The 17,721-nt window shown below is 70.9% G+C and carries 17 protein-coding genes and 2 pseudogenes; 5 read left to right on the forward strand and 14 right to left on the reverse strand.

Annotated features, from left to right (window positions below; translation table 11 throughout):
- The 7 genes and pseudogenes from EHS43_RS47770 to EHS43_RS16415 all read right to left on the reverse strand — a co-directional run.
- Nucleotides 1-1,269, reverse strand: a pseudogene (locus EHS43_RS47770) (5,6-dimethylbenzimidazole synthase); the annotation flags it as partial.
- 376 nt (nucleotides 1,270-1,645) lie between these two features.
- Complete coding sequence (cbiE, locus tag EHS43_RS16390; protein WP_125191503.1) at nucleotides 1,646-2,857, reverse strand: precorrin-6y C5,15-methyltransferase (decarboxylating) subunit CbiE; 1,212 nt, start codon at nucleotides 2,855-2,857, stop codon at nucleotides 1,646-1,648.
- Between the two features lie 83 nt (nucleotides 2,858-2,940).
- The gene (locus tag EHS43_RS16395; protein ID WP_125191504.1) at nucleotides 2,941-3,573 is read right to left on the reverse strand and encodes a GNAT family N-acetyltransferase; all 633 of its coding nucleotides are present in this window, start codon (nucleotides 3,571-3,573) and stop codon (nucleotides 2,941-2,943) included.
- 156 nt (nucleotides 3,574-3,729) lie between these two features.
- Nucleotides 3,730-4,560 (reverse strand): MetQ/NlpA family ABC transporter substrate-binding protein, encoded by an 831-nt coding sequence (locus EHS43_RS16400; protein WP_125191505.1) that lies wholly within the window; start codon nucleotides 4,558-4,560, stop codon nucleotides 3,730-3,732.
- Nucleotides 4,561-4,626: 66 nt separating this feature from the next.
- Nucleotides 4,627-5,352, reverse strand: coding sequence for a methionine ABC transporter permease (locus EHS43_RS16405; RefSeq protein WP_125191506.1), 726 nt, complete (start codon nucleotides 5,350-5,352; stop codon nucleotides 4,627-4,629).
- On the reverse strand, nucleotides 5,349-6,380 hold the full coding sequence (locus EHS43_RS16410; protein ID WP_125191507.1) for a methionine ABC transporter ATP-binding protein: 1,032 nt from the start codon (nucleotides 6,378-6,380) through the stop codon (nucleotides 5,349-5,351). Before EHS43_RS16410 ends, EHS43_RS16405 begins: the two co-directional genes overlap by 4 nt.
- Before the next feature lie 320 nt (nucleotides 6,381-6,700).
- The gene (locus EHS43_RS16415; RefSeq protein WP_125191508.1) at nucleotides 6,701-7,351 is read right to left on the reverse strand and encodes an HAD family hydrolase; all 651 of its coding nucleotides are present in this window, start codon (nucleotides 7,349-7,351) and stop codon (nucleotides 6,701-6,703) included.
- A 69-nt stretch (nucleotides 7,352-7,420) separates the two neighbouring features.
- On the opposite strand from EHS43_RS16415, the gene EHS43_RS16420 reads away from it, so the two are divergent.
- Nucleotides 7,421-7,780, forward strand: a complete 360-nt coding sequence (locus EHS43_RS16420; RefSeq protein WP_125191509.1) for a hypothetical protein — start codon at nucleotides 7,421-7,423, stop codon at nucleotides 7,778-7,780.
- On the forward strand, nucleotides 7,761-8,189 hold the full coding sequence (locus EHS43_RS16425; RefSeq protein ID WP_125191510.1) for a hypothetical protein: 429 nt from the start codon (nucleotides 7,761-7,763) through the stop codon (nucleotides 8,187-8,189). The genes EHS43_RS16420 and EHS43_RS16425 overlap by 20 nt, the downstream gene beginning before the upstream one ends.
- 63 nt (nucleotides 8,190-8,252) lie before the next feature.
- Here the strand turns inward: EHS43_RS16425 and EHS43_RS16430 are convergent, their stop codons facing one another.
- The 3 genes from EHS43_RS16430 to EHS43_RS16440 form a co-directional block, all read right to left on the reverse strand.
- Entirely contained in the window at nucleotides 8,253-8,750 is a 498-nt protein-coding gene (locus tag EHS43_RS16430; RefSeq protein ID WP_125191511.1) for a GNAT family N-acetyltransferase, read from the reverse strand.
- A 45-nt stretch (nucleotides 8,751-8,795) separates the two neighbouring features.
- Entirely contained in the window at nucleotides 8,796-9,302 is a 507-nt protein-coding gene (locus tag EHS43_RS16435) for a sigma-70 family RNA polymerase sigma factor (RefSeq protein ID WP_125191512.1), read from the reverse strand.
- A 75-nt stretch (nucleotides 9,303-9,377) separates the two neighbouring features.
- On the reverse strand, nucleotides 9,378-10,544 hold the full coding sequence (locus EHS43_RS16440; RefSeq protein WP_125191513.1) for a glycerophosphodiester phosphodiesterase: 1,167 nt from the start codon (nucleotides 10,542-10,544) through the stop codon (nucleotides 9,378-9,380).
- A 371-nt stretch (nucleotides 10,545-10,915) separates the two neighbouring features.
- On the opposite strand from EHS43_RS16440, the gene EHS43_RS16445 reads away from it, so the two are divergent.
- Nucleotides 10,916-11,587, forward strand: coding sequence for a 1-acyl-sn-glycerol-3-phosphate acyltransferase (locus EHS43_RS16445; protein WP_125191514.1), 672 nt, complete (start codon nucleotides 10,916-10,918; stop codon nucleotides 11,585-11,587).
- A 54-nt stretch (nucleotides 11,588-11,641) separates the two neighbouring features.
- Here EHS43_RS16445 and EHS43_RS16450 read toward each other — a convergent pair whose 3' ends face one another.
- The 4 genes from EHS43_RS16450 to argH all read right to left on the reverse strand — a co-directional run bounded on the left by EHS43_RS16450 (nucleotide 11,642) and on the right by argH (nucleotide 16,287).
- A complete protein-coding gene (locus EHS43_RS16450; RefSeq protein ID WP_125191515.1) occupies nucleotides 11,642-13,159 on the reverse strand; it encodes an MFS transporter in 1,518 nt (505 codons plus the stop codon).
- A complete protein-coding gene (locus EHS43_RS16455) occupies nucleotides 13,156-13,704 on the reverse strand; it encodes a TetR/AcrR family transcriptional regulator (protein ID WP_125191516.1) in 549 nt (182 codons plus the stop codon). The genes EHS43_RS16450 and EHS43_RS16455 overlap by 4 nt, the downstream gene beginning before the upstream one ends.
- An 83-nt stretch (nucleotides 13,705-13,787) precedes the next feature.
- Nucleotides 13,788-14,759, reverse strand: coding sequence for an aldo/keto reductase (locus EHS43_RS16460; RefSeq protein ID WP_125191517.1), 972 nt, complete (start codon nucleotides 14,757-14,759; stop codon nucleotides 13,788-13,790).
- Between the two features lie 103 nt (nucleotides 14,760-14,862).
- Complete coding sequence (gene argH, locus EHS43_RS16465; RefSeq protein ID WP_125191518.1) at nucleotides 14,863-16,287, reverse strand: argininosuccinate lyase; 1,425 nt, start codon at nucleotides 16,285-16,287, stop codon at nucleotides 14,863-14,865.
- Nucleotides 16,288-16,507: 220 nt separating this feature from the next.
- On the opposite strand from argH, the pseudogene EHS43_RS16470 reads away from it, so the two are divergent.
- Both EHS43_RS16470 and EHS43_RS16475 read left to right on the forward strand, forming a co-directional pair.
- Nucleotides 16,508-16,945 (forward strand): annotated as a pseudogene (locus EHS43_RS16470) (hypothetical protein); the annotation flags it as partial.
- Between the two features lie 130 nt (nucleotides 16,946-17,075).
- Complete coding sequence (locus EHS43_RS16475) at nucleotides 17,076-17,663, forward strand: pyridoxamine 5'-phosphate oxidase family protein (RefSeq protein WP_125191520.1); 588 nt, start codon at nucleotides 17,076-17,078, stop codon at nucleotides 17,661-17,663.
- The last annotated feature ends 58 nt before the right edge of the window (nucleotides 17,664-17,721 follow it).

The raw sequence follows: 17,721 nt of genomic DNA on the forward strand, positions 1-17,721 counted from the left end.
CGCGGCCTCCTGGGCGGGGCCGGCCTCCTGCACCGCGACGGGCTCCGGGGCCTGGAACGCGTCCGTCTCCGGGGATTCGGCGGTGGGTTCCTCGGCTGTCGCCACTTCCGGGACGACCGCTTCCTGGACGACCGCCTCTTCGACGGCCTGCTCTTGGACGACGGCCTGCTCCTGGACGACTGCTTCCTGGGCGGCCACAGGCTGCGGGGCAACTGCCTCCGCCGCCTCCTCGTACGGCTCCGCGGCCGGCTCGGTTCCGGCGGCCTCCGGCTCGGCCGCCACGGGCTCGGTCACGACAGGCTCAGCCACGGTCGGCTCAGCCACGACGGTCTCGGCGGCCGGTACGGCGGTGGCGTCCGCCGGCTCAGCGGGGGCCTCCACCACAGGTGCGGGCACCTGCTCGGCCGCGTCCGGCACGGGGCCGTCGGGCAGGGCCTGGTCCGCGGGGACGGCCGGCACCTCCTCGGGCAGCGAGCCGTCTCCCGGTACCTGGCCCGCACCCGGGTCGCCGACCACGGCGACGGGCTGGACTCCGTCGGGCCCGGGACCTTCGGCCACGACCGGGTCGGCCTCGGCGGCCGGAACCTGCGGCGGCTCCGGCGCGTGCGCGGCCTCCGGGCTCGGTACGGCCTCCGGCACCGGGGCCGCGGCGACCTCGTGTCCGGCGGCCTGCGCCTCCGGGGCCGGCCCGGCCACCGCGGCCTGCGCTACGGCGACCGGTTCCGGAACAACCGTTTCGGCAGCCTGGGCCACCGCGCTCACCGGCGCCTGGACGGCGGCCTGGGCCGGGGCGCCCCACGGGACCGCGCCCAGCGGCTGCGGGGCCTCGAAGTACTCGGGACCCGGCGTGGCCGCGGCCGGCTGCCGCAGCGGCACGCCCGCGGGGCCGCGGTCGGCGAGGGAGCGGACCGGGCTCGCGGAGGCGTCCGGGATCGGCGGGCCGAGGTGCAGCGGCCGACGGGGCGTGATGGGCGGGATCGGCACGGTGGGGGCCTGGGGCGTGCGGACCGCGCTCATGTCGTGCGCCCCGCTGTCCCGGCCGGACATCTCGTGCGGGCCCGGCTCGTGGACGGTCTCGACGACCGGTTCCGGAGCGGGCGGGGCGACCTCGTTGCCCCAGGGGCTCTGGGCACCCGGCAGCAGCAACAGGTCTTCGTCCTCGGCGGTGGTCTCGGAGAGGTAGGTGTACGCACCAGGGACGCCCGGCTGCTCCACCATGCCTGCGTTCTCCGGCAGCCCCTCGCCCGGGACCTGGCCGGTGTCGGTCATGCGTACCCCTCGCCCATCGGTTAGTGCTTCTACGACCAGCTCACCGGGGACGGCGCACCTACCGCCCCCGTGGTGAAGAACGAGCGTGCGTGCCCAGCGGCACGAACGGCCTGCCGAGAAAGACGACAAAGCCATTAACTGGCATTGTCCCGGCCGTTCCCCCGTCGCGACAGGTTGATCCGCGACAGCCCGCTGTGGACTGCGCCACGTTGCGCGTCCTCCGGTTGTGCCGTACCACACCCACCCCAAAACGGGCGCGCTTTCCGGACATTGACGAACGAATGCCGGGCCACCGGGTGCGGTACAACGGTCGGCCAGCCTACCGCGCGCAGTACGACAACAGGATCACGGGGACGGCGGAGCGCGACCGGCCGGGTCAGGCCGTACGGTCCGGAAGCACCGCGCTGAGCAGGAACGCGACGCTCCGCTCCGTCTCCGTCCAGGCCCGCGTGTCGAGTTCGACGGACTGGAGGAGGGCGCACTCGACGCGGTAGCCGTGCTCGCTGAGGTCCCGGCCGACGAGTTCGGCCTCGTCCCGGGTGGCCGCGTGGGCGACGATGCGCTGCGGGCGGCGGTCGGCTACCGCGGAGACCACGGCCACTCCCCCGCCCCCGACACGGACGACGTCCGGTTCGGGGAGGTTCTCCAGGACGTGCGGGGCGGTCCCGGCGACGATCTGGACCTGGAGTCCGAAGGCGCGGGCGTTGGCCTCGGTGCGCTCGCAGGCCCTGAGGTCGCGGTCGACGGCGATGACGGCGGCCCCGGCCCGGGCGGCCTCGGTGGCGAAGGCGCCGCTGCCGCAGCCGATGTCCCACACCAGGTCGCCGACGCGCGGTCCCAGCCGGGCGAGTTGGGCGGCACGGAGCGGTTCCAGTTCGCCCTCGCCCATGAGGCCGCCGTAGGACTCGGCGGGCAGGGTCCAGCCGCGGGGCGCGGCGGCGGGGTCGCGGCCGGCGATCCAGCCACCGTCCTCGGTCACGGGCGCGGTGCCGCCGATGACGATGACGATGTTGGGGTCGCGCCAGGTGTGGTCGGCGGCCTTGTCGGAGGTGACGACGGTGACCTGTTCGTGGTCGGTGCCGAGTTCCTCGCAGATGACGAAGGTGCGGTGCACGCCCTCCATCAGCAGGCCGAGTTCGGCGGGTCCGGCGCCGGGCGAGGTGAGGACCGCGACCTTGGTGTGGGCCCGGCACACGTTCACCGCGCGTCGCAGGGTGCGCCGGTGTGCGACGACCACTTGGGCGTCGTCCCAGGGCATACCGGCCCGCGCGAAGGCGGCGGCGACCGAGGAGACGCCGGGGACGACCTCGACCTCCAGGCCGAACTCGGGTGCGCGCAGGGTCCGTACGACTCCGAAGAACCCGGGGTCGCCGTCGGCGAGCACGACCGCGGTACCGCGGTGGCCGGTGATGCGGCGGGCGGCGAGGGCCACGCTGCCGAGGCGGATGCGTTCGGCGGTGGGGGGCACCTCGGGGAGTGCCAGGTGGTGGGCGGCGCCCGCGACCAGCGTGGCGGCGCCGAGGGCGGAGCGTGCCGCGGCGGTCAGCGGCGAGCCGTCCCAGCCGATCACCGTGACCCGGTCGGCCATCGTGTCTCAGTCTCCAGGAGTGTGCGCAGGTGGTCGTCGGGAGGTTACCCGGTCGGACGGTGAAGCGTTTTCGCCGTACCCGGTCAGTTCCAGTCCGAGTAGGTCGTGAAGCCGTCCGCGTCGGCCATCTGCTCGCCCGCGCCGTCGAGGTCCTCGGGCAGCAGGCTCCACACGATGAAGTCGGTGCGGACGTCGCTCCAGGTACCGTCCTCGGCGCGGACGTGCGCTATGCAGGCGTTGCGCAGGACGCCCTCGCTGATGCAGCCGATCTTCTGCGCGACCTGCTGGGAGGCGGTGTTGTCGGCCGCCGTGCGCAGCTCGATCCGCTCGAACTTCTGGTCGCTGAACAGCCACTGGGCGGTGGCGAGCGCGGCCTCGGAGGCGTAGCCCTCCCCACGGGCCCAGGGGGCGATGATGTACGACAACTCGGTGGAGCGGATGTGCCAGTTGGTCTTGGCGAGCTGGACGACGCCGACCAGGCGCTGGGTGAGGAACTCCGTGACGGCGAAGGTGATTCCGCGGCCGGCCTCGCGCTCACCCGGCGCGTGTTGGGTGATCCAGCTGCGCGCCTGGTCCTCGCTGTAGGGCTGGGGCACGTCGGTCCAGGCCCCGACCTGCTCGTCGTTCATCATCTCGGCCAGCGCGGGCACGTCGTCCTCGTCGAGGGGGCGCAGCACCAACCGCTCCGTGCTGATGGAGATGTTGGGGAAGGTCATGCGCCACTCCGTAACCGTCGGAAACCTCAGGGCCTGCTGAACTGCCCAGCATGCAGCATGAAAGCACCGAACCGCATCACGGGGTCCACACATGGTGAGCGAGTGGACCCCGTGCGTGGCGATACGTCGTATACGCGCCGGGGAGAGCTACGGCGTTCAGAAGGACGCGATGACGGAACCGGCGTACTTGTCCTCGATGAACTTCTTCACCTCGGGGGAGGTGAGCAGCTTGGCGAGCTTCTTCACCCGCGGGTCGTCCTCGTTGCCCTCCTTCACCGCGAGGAAGTTGCCGTAGGGGTTGTTCTTGGCGGACTCCAGGACGAGGGCGTCCGACGCGGGCTTGAGGTCGGCCTCGATGGCGTAGTTGCCGTTGACGACCGCGGCGTCGACGTCGTCGAGGGAGCGCGGGGTCTGGGCCGCCTCCAGCTCCTTGAACTTGAGGTTCTTCGGGTTCTTGGCGATGTCGGAGGGAGTCGCCTCGTTGCCCACGCCGTCCTTGAGGGTGATCAGGCCGTTCGCGGCGAGCAGCTTGAGGGCGCGCGCCTCGTTCACGCTGTCGTTCGGGACGGCGATCGTCGCGCCGCTCGCCAGGGCGTCGGCGCTCTTGACCTTGTGGGAGTAGAGACCGAGCGGCTCCAGGTGGACCGTGACGACGGGCGCGATGTGGGTGCCGCGCTTCTTGTTGAAGTCGTCGAGGTAGGGCTGGTTCTGGAAGTAGTTGGCGTCCACCGAGCCGTCCTCGGTCGCCGTGTTCGGGGTCACGTAGTCCGTGAACTCCTTGACCTCCAGGTCGAGGCCCGCCTTCTTCGCCAGGTTCTCCTTGACGTAGTTCAGGATCTCGGCGTGCGGGGTGGGGCTCGCGGCGACGACCAGCGCTCCGCCGGCGTCGGAGGCGGAGCCGGAGCCGGACGAACCGCAGGCGCTGAGCCCGAAGGTGAGGGCTCCGGCGGCGAGGACGGCGGTGCTGAGCTTTGCGGTGTTACGCACGAAAAGTGCCTTTCCTTGTGGGTACAGCGATCCCGTGAAGGGGTGCACGGGAGATCTGGGAGCGCGTCAGACGGTCTTGGTGTCCGCCGTGGAGGCCTTCAGCAGACGGAGTTTCGGCGCGGGTCCGGAGCGTCCGCCACGGCGGTGCAGCGAGCGGGCCGCGTAGTCGCCGGCGAACTGGATCAGCGAGATGACGACGGCGAGGATCGCGACGGTGATCCACATGAGCTGGGTCTCGAAGCGCTGGTAGCCGTAGCGGATGGCGATGTCGCCGAGGCCGCCGGCGCCGACCGTGCCGGCCATCGCGGAGTAGCCGATGAGGGCGACGATCGTGGTGGTGGTGCTGGCGATCAGCGAGGGCAGGGCCTCGGGGACGAGGACCTTGCGGACGATGGTCCAGGTGTTGCCGCCCATCGACTGCACGGCCTCCACCAGCCCGCCGTCCACTTCGCGGACAGCCGTCTCGACGAGGCGCGCGAAGAACGGGATCGCCCCGATCGCGAGCGGCACGATGGCTGCCTCGCGGCCGATGGTGGTGCCGGTGATCGAACGGGTGAAGCCCATCAGCGCGACCATCAGGATGATGAACGGCATCGAGCGGGCGACGTTCACGACCTGCCCGATGACCTTGTTCGCGACGACGTTCTGGAGGAGTCCGCCCCGGTCGGTGAGGACGAGCAGGACGCCGAGCGGGAGGCCGCCCACGACCGCGATGAGCGTGGACCAGCCGACCATGTAGAGGGTGTCCCAACACGCCTGCTCCAGCAGGGGCTGCATCTCGGACCAGGTCACTTGGCACCTTCCTTGACCGGCTCGCGCTCGCCGACGACATCGATCTGCAGGCCCTGCTCGCGCAGGAAGCCGACCGGCACGACGTTGTCCTCGTAGCGGCCGGGCAGTTCGATGCGCATCCGGCCGACCTGGAGGCCGCCGACGGTGTCGATGGCGGCACCGAGGATCGATATGTCGATGTTGTAGGTGCGCGAGAGCTGGGAGATGACGGGCTGGGTGGCCGCCTCGCCCTGGAAGGTGACGTCGACGACGGTCCGGTCCTCGCCGGTGGCGGCGCCGCCGACCGGGAAGAGCGCGGAGGCCAGTTCGGAGCCGGGGGTCGCGAGCAGCTCGCTGACCGTGCCGGACTCGACGACCCGGCCCCTCTCCATCAGGGCCGCGGAGTCGCAGACCGACTTCACGACGTCCATCTCGTGGGTGATGAGCAGGACGGTGAGGCCGAGCTGCCGGTTCAGGTCGCGCAGCAGCTGGAGGATCGAGCGGGTGGTCTCGGGGTCCAGGGCGCTGGTGGCCTCGTCGGACAGGAGCACCTTGGGGTCGCCGGCCAGGGCGCGGGCGATGCCGACGCGCTGCTTCTGGCCGCCGGAGAGCTGGGCCGGGTACGCCTTGGCCTGGTCGGCGAGCCCGACCAGGTCGAGGAGTTCGCGCGCCTTGCGCGAGCGCTCGCTGCCGGACCTGCCGAGGATCTCCAGCGGCAGCTCGACGTTGTCCTGGACGGTCCGGGTGGACAGCAGGTTGAAGTGCTGGAAGACCATGCCGATACGGCTGCGCGCCCGCCGCAGCTCCTTGCCGGCGCGCGGTCCGCGGCCCGCGAGGGCGGTGAGGTCCTGTCCGGCGACGGTCACGGTGCCGGCGGTGGGGCGCTCCAGCAGGTTGACGCAGCGGATGAGCGAGGACTTGCCGGCGCCGGACTGGCCGATGACGCCGTACACCTCGCCTTCGCGGACGTGCAGATCGACGCCGTCCAGGGCGGTGACCTCACGGCCGCGCGAGCGGTAGACCTTGGTCAGGCCTGTTGTCGTGATCACTGGGTTTCCGTCACTGTCGAGTACGCGGGCGTGGGTGTGCCCGGGTACGGGAGAGAAGGGGTGCGCGGGCACATGGGTCACGTACGGCGGTGACGGCGTACGGACGTGCCGGGGCGGCTCGCTTCGGGGCGCGAGACTCGGGGAGTGGTGCGGGGGCCCTCTAACAGGCGCGCATTCGACACATACAACGAGCACCGGGCGTCGTGGTCGCCTCGGTCGCAAGGGTGCGGCAGCTCGTCGTGGTCATGCGATCAGTAAAGCAGACCTATGGGAACGACCAAGAACCCGCTGTCCGGATGGTGGACAGCCGTGGACAGGGGTCAGGACCGGACGGCGATCTCCACACCTGCGGCCGTGACCAGGGCCGACAGGGCCGACAGGTCCTCGACCACCAGGTCGGCGTCGAGTTCACGGACCGGGTGGGTTGTGGTCAACGCCACGGTGGACATACCGGCGGCACGCCCGGCACGCAGACCGGCGGGGGCGTCCTCGAAGACCACACAGCGGGCCGGGTCGACGCCGAGTTCACGGGCGGCGAGCAGATAGGGCTCGGGGTCGGGCTTGCCCCGGGTGACGTCGTCGGCGGCGACCAGGGTCTTGGGGCGGATGCCGACGGCTTCGAGCCGGGCCTCGGCGAGCCGCCGGGTGGCGGAGGTGACGACGGCCCAGCGGTCGGCGGGCAGGGAGTCGAGGAGGGCCGTGGTCCCGGGGAGCAGCTGGACACCGCCGCCCGGCACGTCCTCCACCTCCAGCTCCTCGATCCGCGCGAGGGCCCGCGGCACGACGTCGGCGGGCAGCAGGTCGGCGGCTATCTCGACGGCCGGGCGGCCGTGCAGTTCGACCCGCTCGAAGGCCTCCTGGGTGATGCCGAACTCCTCGGCCCAGCGCGTCCAGCAGCGGTGGACGGATGCGAGGGAGGAGACGAGGGTTCCGTCGTTGTCGAACAGGAGGGCTTCGGCGTGGATCTTCATGTCCTCGACCCTACGGTGCCGGACGGGGGCGGCCGCATCAGGCCTTTTGGGCCGTAATAGGCTCGCCGCATGTTTGATGCCCTGACGCTGGTGACCGGCGTCGCCGCGCTGCTGCTGGCCGCCTGGTGCGGCTGGGCCGCCTACCGTGACGAGCCGACCAAGGACTGGCACTTCATCGGGATGGCCGTGGTCTCGGTGCTGGCGCTGGTCCAGCTGGTGATCGGGATCGTGCAGTTGGCGCGGGGCGAGAAGCCGGAGCAGGGCACGACGATCTTCGTGGCCTATCTGCTGGGGGCGTTCGCGTGTGTGCCCGCGGCGGGGTTCATGTCGCTCGCGGAGCGGACGCGGTGGGGGTCGGTGACGGTTGCCGCCGGCGGGCTGGTGCTGGCCGTTCTGGAGGTGCGGCTCTATGACATCTGGGGAGGCTGAGGTGAGTAGGCGTCGGCTGACCAGTGGGCCGGGGACGTTGCTCGTCTGGCTGTACGGCGTGATGGTGGTCGGGGCGGTGTCGCGGTCCGCCGTCCAGATCTCCACGGAGTTCGACCGGGCACCGCTCGCGTATGCGCTGTCCGCGGTGGCCGGGATCGTCTACGGGTTCATCACGTACTCGCTGGTGCGGGGCGGGGAGACGGCTCGGCGGGCGGCGCTGGTGTGCTGTGTCGTGGAGCTGCTGGGCGTGTTGACGGTGGGCGCTTGGACATTGGCCGAGCCGTCCGCGTTCCCGGATGCGACCGTGTGGTCGGACTTCGGGATGGGGTATCTGTTCATCCCGGTGCTGCTGCCGCTCTCGGCCATTTACTGGCTGCGGAAGGGCGCGCCCAAGGCGGATGCCGCCTGAGGTTCGACGGCGGCATCCGGCCCGTATGTGGCTGGTCGCGCAGTTCCCCGCGCCCCTAAAAGATCACGCGGTGGCCGCGTATGTTCCCGCGGGCTTCTCCAGGACGATCATCGGCACTCCGTCCGTGCCCTCTGAGGTGCCCACCGTCTGGTAGCCGACCTTGCGGTACAGGCGGAGGTTGCCCTCGCTGCGGTGGCCGGTGTGGAGGCGGAAGCTGGTGGCGCCCCGCTCTTCCGCGAGGGCCGCTTCGGCCGCCCTGAGGAGGCGGGCCCCGATGCCGTGCCCCTGGAGGCGCGGGTGGACGCAGAGCTTGCCGATGGCGGCCGAGCCGTCCTCGGTGACGCGGCCGCGGACCGAGCCGACCACCTCGTCTCCCAGGCGGGCCACGAAGACGCAGTCCGAGGCGACCTCCGCGCGGACCGAGTCCAGGCTCTGGACGAGCGGATCGATGCGGTAGTTGCCGTACAGCGCCGCCTCACCCTGGAAGCACAGGTACTGCAGCCTGAAGATCTGCTCCGCGTCCTGCTCGGCCGCCGCAGAGATGGTCACGCTCATGCCCATGTGCGCACGCCTCCCGCTCACCTGATCGCCTGTTGTCCCCCACTCCTATCCCCGCCCCCGACGGGCCGCAACCTCCGGTGTGAGCATTCGACGAAGACATCCCAGGCATCTGGAACGTTCCGGGCCGAGACTGCCCTGTGAGATACCCAACTCCCCCGCGATCTCGCGGTAGGTGAGGTCCCTCGGGGAGAGGAGGGCCGCCATGAGCGAGGGGCAGCGGCCGGGCAGGCGGCGCACCGCGTCGTGCAGTGCCGTGCGCCGGGCCGCGGCGAGGGTGAGCTGTTCGGGGGTGCGGTCGTCGTCGACCGCGGGCTCGGTGTCGTAGGGCCGTTCGAGGCGGGTCGTACGACGGCTGCGGCGGGACTCGGAACGGACGGCCCGGCGGAGCCAGCCGGGCGGGTCGAGGGGCGGGCCCTGGGTCTCCAGGTGCTCCAGGAGACGGAGCCAGACCGCCTGCTCCAGATCGGCGGGTTCCGTACCGGCGGCAGGTGCCTCCGCGCGGGCCTCGGCGGTGAGCAGCGGGCGCAGGGTGGCGACCAGGTCGTGCGTCATATGCGGTACGACACGGCCGCCCGGGTCGTGGGTTGCCCGGGCGGCCGTAAGTGAGCCCGATCGGGGGCCGGGAGCTCAGCCGTTGACGAAGTCCTGGCGGGCGAGGACGCCGGTGTCCGGGTTGTCGGTGAAGACACCGTCGATGCCGGTGGCGAAGTACCTCTTGAAGGCGCCGAAGGCGTCCCCGTAGGCATCCGCTTCCGTGCCCCTGCGGTACTCCGCCGGCAGGAAGGGGTTCTCGTTGCGCATGGTGTAGGGGTGCAGGATCAGCCCGACCTTGTGGGCGTCGGCGACCAGGGTGGTCTCCTTGTCGAGGCTGCCGTCGGCCTTCTTGGTGACGACCAGGTCGAGGGTCGGGCCGATGCCCTGGGCGTAGCCGGCGATCTCCCGCAGGCCCTTGGGGGTGACGAGGTCGGCGACCGTGCGCGGGTCGCCCGTCGCGACGAAGTCCCAGGGGCGGGTGTTCGCGCCGGACAGGAGGACGACCAGGGGGTTGTCGACGAGCTTGTTCAGGCGCTGGATGCTGGTCGGCTCGAAGGACTGGAGGATGACCGGGGAGGTGCGCCGGTCCTTGCCGTGCTTGCGCAGGAGCTTCGCGACCCGCTCCTCCAGGCCCAGGCCGAGCCCCCGGAAGTAGGTGGGGTGCTTGGTCTCGGGGTAGATCCAGACCTGCTTGCCGCGCCTGCGGGTCTGCTCGTCCTGCCACCTGAGGACTTCCTCGAAGGTGGGGATCTCCCAGCGGCCGTTGTAGAGCGTGTTGTGCGGGCGGTTGGCCGGGATGCGCTCGATCGCGCGGAGCGTCTTGAGCTCGGCGAGCGTGAAGTCCTCGGTGAACCAGCCGGTGGTGGAGACGCCGTCGAGGACCTTGGTCGTCCTGCGGTCGGCGAACTCCTTGTGCTCGGCGACGTCGGTCGTGCCGCCGATCTCCGGTTCGTGACGGCAGACCAGATGGCCGTCCCTCGTCGGGACGAGATCGCCGGCCTCGACGATGTCGGCGCCCAGGTCGAGGGCGAGCTGGTAGGAGCCGAAGGTGTGCTCGGGGCGGTAGCCGCTGGCGCCCCGGTGGCCGATGACCGTCGGCACGGGCAGGCTCCCGAGTCCGCCGCCGTGTCCGGTGGATTGCGCGCTCGCGGCTCTCGCCGTGCCCGACAGGCCCAGGACCGCTCCCCCGGCGCCGAGCATCGCGGCCCCGAGAAGTGCCCGTCGTCCGGTGCCGTCCGTGTGCTCGTCCTGCGATCCCATGGGGACCCCTTCTGCCGTCGCCTCTTCGCTGCGGGCCGATCGTAGGTCCGGGTCCGTGAGGGGCGGGAGACCTCGGGCGGAACACGCGGGTGACACGGGATGTCGTATGGGAACAGATGTCTGATGGTTCGTCGGCTTCAGGGCACGCGGCCGGGGTACGCGTCGGTCGGGGCGACGTCCGTCACATCGTTCCGCCCGGGTTTCCGGGAGGCAACGGGACCCATCCGCAGGTAAACGAGTGTCAATAGTGCGTAAGACCTCGGTGAACCCCGAGTGCCCGATGTGCACGACCCCCCGAGCCGCGAGTAATGTCCTCACCTGCACAGACTCATACAGTTTCCCTGGCCGTTCTCTTGACTCCGGAGGGCTCGTTGTCCCGCTTCGTGCTCATCAAGGCAGTGCTCGGACCGATCATGCGCCTGATGTTCCGCCCACGGGTGGAGGGCGCGGAGCACATCCCGGGTGACGGTCCCGTCATCCTGGCCGGCAACCACCTCACCTTCATCGACTCGATGATCCTGCCGCTGGTCTGCGACCGGCAGGTGTTCTTCATCGGCAAGGACGAGTACGTCACCGGGAAGTCCCTCAAGGGCCGCCTCATGGCGTGGTTCTTCACCGGCGTCGGCATGATCCCGGTGGACCGTGACGGTGGCCGCGGCGGCGTGGCCGCGCTGATGACCGGGCGGCGGGTGCTGGAGGAGGGGAAGGTCTTCGGGATCTACCCCGAGGGGACGCGCTCGCCCGACGGCCGGCTGTACCGGGGACGTACGGGCATCGCCCGTCTGACCCTGATGACGGGCGCGCCCGTCGTCCCCTTCGCGATGATCGGCACGGACAAGCTGCAGCCGGGCGGGGCGGGGATGCCCCGGCCCGGGCGGGTCACCGTGCGGTTCGGTGAGGCGATGGAGTTCTCCCGTTACGACGGGATGGACCGCGACCGGTACGTGCTGCGGGCGGTGACGGACTCGGTGATGACCGAGGTCATGCGGCTGTCGGGGCAGGAGTACGTGGACATGTACGCCACGAAGGCGAAGGCCGCTTAGGGGTCCGTTTGCGGATGCTGGTGCGTGGGGCTGCTCGCGCAGTTCCCCGCGTCCCTAAGAACCCAACCGTTGGTTCTTCAGCATGAACCAGGCCGCCACTGCCGTTGCGAGCAGGACCGCTGCTCCTGCGCCCGCGGCGATGCTGAGGCCGTCCACGAACGCTTCCCGGGCGGACGCCAGCAGGTCCTGAGCCGTGTTCGACGGCAGCCCGGACGCTGCCTCCACTGCTCCGCCCAGCGACTCGTGCGCGTCCTGTGGAGTGCCCGCCGGCGCTGCGAAGCCCCGGTACACGCCTGTCACGATCGAGCCCAGTACGGCGATGCCCAGGGCCGCGCCCAGTTCGTACGCCGTCTCGGAGACCGCCGACGCCGCGCCCGCCTGCTTCTTCGGTACGGAGGAGAGGATCACGTCGGACGTCACCGTGAAGGAGAAGCCCGCGCCCACGCCGACCATCAGCAGGGCGGCGCCCAGCATCGGGTAGCCCGTGGACCGGTCGAGCAGGGTCAGGGACGCCAGGGCCAGGCCGATGGCGGCCAGACCTCCCGAGACGACCGCGCGTACCGAGAAGCGGCGCGCCACCGTGCCCGCGACCAGCCCCGCGACCACCGCTCCCACCGCCGCCGGGAGTTCCGCCAGGCCCGCCTCCAACGGGGGCCTTTCCTGCACCAGTTGCAGGTACTGGGAGAGGAAGAAGACCAGGCCGGAGAGGCCGAGGATGGTCAGGAGGTCGGCCAGGACGGCCCCGCTGAAGCCGCGGTGACGGAACAGGCGCATGTCGAGGAGCGGGGTCGGCAGGGTCAACTGGCGGCGGACGAAGGCCCAGAGAGCCGCCGCGCCCAGGAGGCCCGCCACGAGGGGCTCCCACGTGACGCCGTGGGAGGCGGCTTCCTTCACCGCGTAGACCACGGCGATCACGCCGACCAGGGACAGGACGACACTGCTCATGTCCCACGGGCCCGGGTTCGGATCGCGGGACTCCGGCAGCAGCTTGATGCCGACGAGGACCAGGACCGCCATGACCGGCAGGTTGATCAGGAAGACCGAGCCCCACCAGAAGTGTTCGAGGAGGAAGCCGCCGACGATCGGGCCGATCGCCGTGCCGGCGGAGGCGGTCGCGCCCCAGATGCCGATGGCGAGGCTGCGCTCGCGCGGGTCGTGGAAGAGATTGCGGATCAGGGCCAGGGTGGCGGGCATCAGGGTCGCGCCGGCGACACCGAGCAGGGCCCGCGCGAGAATCATCAACTCCGGTGTCGTCGCATAGGCGTTGAGGACCGACACCGCTCCGAACGCGGTCGCGCCGATCAGCAGGATCCGCTTGCGGCCGATGCGGTCGCCGAGGCTGCCCATCGACACCAGCAGGCCCGCGATGACGAACGAGTAGACGTCCCCGATCCACAGCAGCTGGGTCCCGGTCGGCTTGAGGTCCTCGCTGATGTACGGGGTCGCGAGGCCGAGGACGGTCGCGTCGACGGCCACCAGCAGCACGGCGAGCACCAGGACGGACAGCGCGAGCCACCGGCCCGAACGCCTCACCGCCTCGGTCGTGGTCGCCGGCTGCAGGGTGCTGGTCATGATTCCTCTCTCCGTAGTGCGCCACCGAGCAACAGCTCGGTGATCATGTGGGTGAAGTCCTTGGGGGCGACGCGGCCGGCCTGGGTGGCCCAGGCGCACGAGGCGACCAGTCCGTAGAGGGCCTCGGTGAGCCAGACCGGGCTGAGGTCGATGCGGAACTCGCCGCTCTGCTGGCCGCGCACGAACACCGAGGCGATCCGCAGGTCCAGCCGGGCCCAGGAGTCGCCTCCGCCGTCCTGCCACAGTTCGTTCTCGCCGTAGAGGAAGGAGAGCAGGCCGGCGACGGGCTCGATCTCGCGCACGAGTCTGCCGACGGCCTCGCTCGCGGAGCCCTCGTCGAGGCGGGCCGCGTCGAGGGCCGCCTCGCACTCGGCGATGCCGTGCTCCTCCAGCGCCCGCACGAGAGCGTCCCGTCCCGCGAAGTGGCGGTGCAGGGTGGCCCGGCTGATCCCGGCGGCCTTGGCGACCTCGTCCATGGTCGCGGTGGATTTGCGGGTCAGCAGGGCAGCGGCGCTGCGCAGCACGTGGTCACGATCGACAGCCATGAGACAAGAGTACCTCGTGTGAGACATTCACGTCTCACACGAGGTACGGGCGTCTCATGGCTGCTCGATGAACAGGGCTTCTCTCAGTGCCAGGGCAGCTGCCCGCGCCGCCGCCAGTACTCCTCCGGTTCCTCCGCCAGCGCGGCGAGCCGGGACAGCTGCTCGTCGTCGAGGTCGACGACGGCCGCGTGCAGGTTGGAGGCGAGCTGACCGGTGGTGGCGGCTCCCGAGAGGACGACTCCGGCCCAGGGCTGGCGGAGGACGAGCGCGAGAGCCACGGCGTCACAGCTCAGGGACGTCTCCTCGGCCACGGCCTTCAGGGCGTCCGGGGCGTGCGCGGCGGCGAGCCTGCCGTTGGCCATGCCCTCCTTGACGATCACCGTGAGGCCGGCGTCGTGGGCCTCGGCGAGGGCGGGAGCGGCCGAGGTCTCCAGGGCGTTGTACGTCGACTGGACGGTACGGAAGAGGGGTTCGCCGTCGACGGTGACCTGCAGCGCGGCGCGGATGGCGTCCGCCTGGGCGGGGCCGCTGGTGGAGAAGCCGATCGTGGTTCCCCGGGCGGCCGCCTCCGCGAGCCTCGTGTGCAGTTCCTTGTCGGTGAGGGCCGGGCTGTCCGGTGTCACCGAGTGGATCTGGTAGAGGTCGAGGCGGTCGCCCAGCAGTTCGGCGGTTTCGGCGCGCTGACGGTCGTACGTCCGGACGCTGTGGTCCTTGACCTCGTGCTTCTCGGCGTCGGTGGTCCAGTCGGCGGTGTAGGTGTAACCCCACTTGCTGCCGACGACCACGTCGTTCAGGCCGGGGTTGCGGTGGAGCCAGTCCGCGAGGAACTCCTCGGAACGGCCGTAGGAGCGGGCCGCGTCGAAGTAGCGGACGCCTTGGGCGTAGGCCGCGTCGAGGAGTTCGTGGGTGCGGGCGCGCAGCGTCTCGACGCTCCGGTCGTCTCCCAGGTCTTCGTCGCGGCCCAGGTTGATGTAGCCGGGGCGGCCGACCGCGGCCAGGCCGAGGCCGATGTGGCAGGTGGGGGTGGTCGCTGTGGCGAGGCGGGCGAAGGGCATGCCGCCAACGTAACGCGGGATGCCCTTCGCTTCAGGGGGTGGGTTGTGCGGTGTTGCGGCGGGTGCGGTGCCGTCGTGGCTGGTCGCGCAGTTTGCCGCGCCCCTAGCGGCGTTCAGCCCACGCGTGTTGCGCAGCGACGTTCGTCTTCACTTCCGCCAGCTGGACCGCCACCGCGCTCGGGGCCGTGCCGCCCCTGCCGTTGCGGGACGCGAGCGCGCCCGGGACGTTCAGGACCGACCGGACCTCCGGGGTGAGGTGGGCGCTGATCTTGGCGAACTGCTCGTCCGTCAGGTCGTTCAGCTCCTTGCCCTCGGCCTCGGCCGCCTTGACGCACTCGCCGGCGACCTCGTGGGCGACGCGGAAGGGCACGCCCTGCTTGACCAGCCACTCGGCGATGTCGGTGGCGAGGGAGAAGCCGGCCGGGGCCAGTTCCTCCATGCGCTCACGGTTGACCGTGAGGGTGGCCATCATGCCGGTGAAGGCGGGGAGCAGGACCTCCAGCTGGTCGCAGGAGTCGAAGACCGGCTCCTTGTCCTCCTGGAGGTCGCGGTTGTAGGCGAGGGGCAGGGCCTTGAGCGTGGCCATGAGGCCCGTCAGGTTGCCGATCATGCGGCCGCTCTTGCCGCGGGCCAGCTCCGCGATGTCCGGGTTCTTCTTCTGCGGCATGATCGACGAGCCCGTGGAGAACGCGTCGTGCAGCGTCACGAAGGAGAACTCCTTCGTGTTCCAGATGATGACCTCCTCGGCGATCCGGGAGAGGTTGACGCCGATCATCGCGGTGATGAAGGCGAACTCCGCGACGAAGTCACGGGAGGCCGTGCCGTCGATGGAGTTGCCGACCGAGCCGTGCTCGAAACCGAGGTCCTTGGCCACCGCCTCCGGGTCCAGGCCCAGCGAGGAGCCGGCCAGGGCACCCGAGCCGTACGGCGAGACCGCCGTGCGCTCGTCCCACTGGCGCAGCCGCTCCGCGTCCCGGGACAGGGACTGGACGTGGGCCAGGACGTGGTGGGCGAACAGCACCGGCTGGGCGTGCTGGAGGTGGGTCCGGCCGGGCATCGCCACGTCCGGGTGGGCTTCCGCGAGACCGACCAGCGCGTCCTGGAGCTCGGCGATCAGACCGCCGATGATCCGGGCGTGGTCGCGCAGGTACATGCGGAAGAGGGTGGCGATCTGGTCGTTGCGGGAGCGGCCGGCGCGCAGCTTGCCGCCGAGCTCGGGGCCGACCCGCTCCAGCAGGCCGCGCTCCAGAGCGGTGTGGCAGTCCTCGTCGGCGATGGTGCCGACGAAGGAACCGTCGGCCACGTCGGCTTCGAGCTGGTCGAGTCCGGCCAGCATGCGCTGGAGCTCGTCCTCGCTCAGCAGGCCCGCCTTGTGCAGCACGCGCGCGTGGGCGCGGGAACCGGCGATGTCGTACGGCGCGAGCCGCCAGTCGAAGTGGACGGACGCGGACAGCTTGGCCAGGGCCTCGGCGGGGCCGTCGGCGAAACGACCGCCCCAGAGCCGGACGTCACCGCTGTTGCTGCTCACTTGCGTTGCTCCTCACCGCTGCACTCCAAGGTTATGCATGATTATGCAGAGTCCTGCATGATTCGTCAATCCAGGCGCGGGGCGCGCGCCGGGCTCCGGTGAGCGGCAGAGAATTTGCGGTCCCTTTGAACACGGGAAACCGCTTGCCCGTATTCCACGCCGAACGCAGGCGCCGCGTTTGCACCGCAGACCACTTCCCGACCCCGAGTGAGGCATCCGCATGTCCAGGGCTCTTCCGAAGTACAACAAGCGCCGCGTGGCGATCATCGGCGGCGCCGCCGCCGTGGCACTGACCGGGGCGATCGTCGCCGGCACCGCCCTCGCCGGGGAGACCTCCAAGAGCGGCAGCACCACCGCCCGCACCCTGGCCGACCCCGGCAGCATCACGTGCCCGGACGTGGCCTCCCAGCTCCCCGCGATCCCGGCCACCGCGCAGGCCGAGGTGGACCGCAACCTGGCGCTGCTCGACACGCAGCTCGCCGAGGCGAACAAGCGGATCGTCGACACGGTCGGCCAGGGCGGACCGAACTTCGTCCAGAACGCCATCCTGGGCCCGCTGGAGGACAAGCGGAAGTCGACCATCGACCGCATCGCCATCTCCATCGGGCGTACCGCGGAGAAGCCGCAGGGCCTCGACTCCCTGGCCGCCTGCACGCTCACCAAGTGACGTGACAGGCGCTGTGGCCGCCCCGTGTGAGCGCCGGCCGGGGCGGCCACGGACGACCTCGCGCACGGGGACGTCCGAATTCCTTAGACAGCCGAAAGGTTCTTGCCCATAATGCTTAGACATGGGAAAGACCTATGAGCGCATAGACGGCCGGCTCCGCTCGTTCATCGAGGCGCAGCCCCTCTTCTTCACCGCGACCGCCCCTCTCTCCGGCGACGGCACGGTCAACCTCTCCCCCAAGGGCCTGCGCGGCTCCTTCGCGATTCTCGACGAACTCACCCTGGCCTACCTCGACTTCGCCGGTTCCAACGCGGAGACGGTCGCGCATCTGCGGGAGAACGGCCGGATCACCCTCATGTGGTGCGCGTTCCAGGGGCCGCCGAACATCGTCCGGGTGCACGGGCGCGGTGAGCCGGTCTTCCGGGACGACCCTCGCTTCGGGGAACTGCTCGCCCACTTCCCGGACATCGACCCGAGCGCGCACGGGCTGCGGGCGGTCATCGTCGTGCGGGCCGAACTGGTCCGGGACTCCTGCGGTTACGCGGTGCCGTACATGACGTACGAGAGCGACCGTGAGCTGCACGCGAGGCGGTTCGCGCGCGAGGACGACGAGTCGCTCAGCGCGTACTTCGCCAAGAAGGACCACATCGCCACGAGCCTGGACGGCCTGCCGGGTCTGCCGCTGCCACTGCCGCCGGCGGGGGTCTGAGCCGGGGGCAGTGGCCTTGGCGGGTCTCTTGTTCCTGGGGTGGCCTCGGGGGTTGGGG

The organism is Streptomyces sp. RP5T, from assembly GCF_003933965.1.
Classification (GTDB): domain Bacteria; phylum Actinomycetota; class Actinomycetes; order Streptomycetales; family Streptomycetaceae; genus Streptomyces.

Excerpts from the sequence above, each read along its gene's own strand:
- cbiE (WP_125191503.1), bottom strand. The coding sequence starts at position 2,857 with ATGGCCGACCGGGTCACGGTGATCGGCTGGGACGGCTCGCCGCTGACC.
- EHS43_RS16395 (WP_125191504.1), bottom strand. The coding sequence starts at position 3,573 with ATGACCTTCCCCAACATCTCCATCAGCACGGAGCGGTTGGTGCTGCGC.
- EHS43_RS16415 (WP_125191508.1), bottom strand. The coding sequence starts at position 7,351 with ATGAAGATCCACGCCGAAGCCCTCCTGTTCGACAACGACGGAACCCTC.
- EHS43_RS16420 (WP_125191509.1), top strand. The coding sequence starts at position 7,421 with ATGTTTGATGCCCTGACGCTGGTGACCGGCGTCGCCGCGCTGCTGCTG.
- EHS43_RS16425 (WP_125191510.1), top strand. The coding sequence starts at position 7,761 with ATGACATCTGGGGAGGCTGAGGTGAGTAGGCGTCGGCTGACCAGTGGG.
- EHS43_RS16430 (WP_125191511.1), bottom strand. The coding sequence starts at position 8,750 with ATGGGCATGAGCGTGACCATCTCTGCGGCGGCCGAGCAGGACGCGGAG.
- EHS43_RS16435 (WP_125191512.1), bottom strand. The coding sequence starts at position 9,302 with ATGACGCACGACCTGGTCGCCACCCTGCGCCCGCTGCTCACCGCCGAG.
- EHS43_RS16440 (WP_125191513.1), bottom strand. The coding sequence starts at position 10,544 with ATGGGATCGCAGGACGAGCACACGGACGGCACCGGACGACGGGCACTT.
- EHS43_RS16450 (WP_125191515.1), bottom strand. The coding sequence starts at position 13,159 with ATGACCAGCACCCTGCAGCCGGCGACCACGACCGAGGCGGTGAGGCGT.
- EHS43_RS16455 (WP_125191516.1), bottom strand. The coding sequence starts at position 13,704 with ATGGCTGTCGATCGTGACCACGTGCTGCGCAGCGCCGCTGCCCTGCTG.
- EHS43_RS16460 (WP_125191517.1), bottom strand. The coding sequence starts at position 14,759 with ATGCCCTTCGCCCGCCTCGCCACAGCGACCACCCCCACCTGCCACATC.
- EHS43_RS16475 (WP_125191520.1), top strand. The coding sequence starts at position 17,076 with ATGGGAAAGACCTATGAGCGCATAGACGGCCGGCTCCGCTCGTTCATC.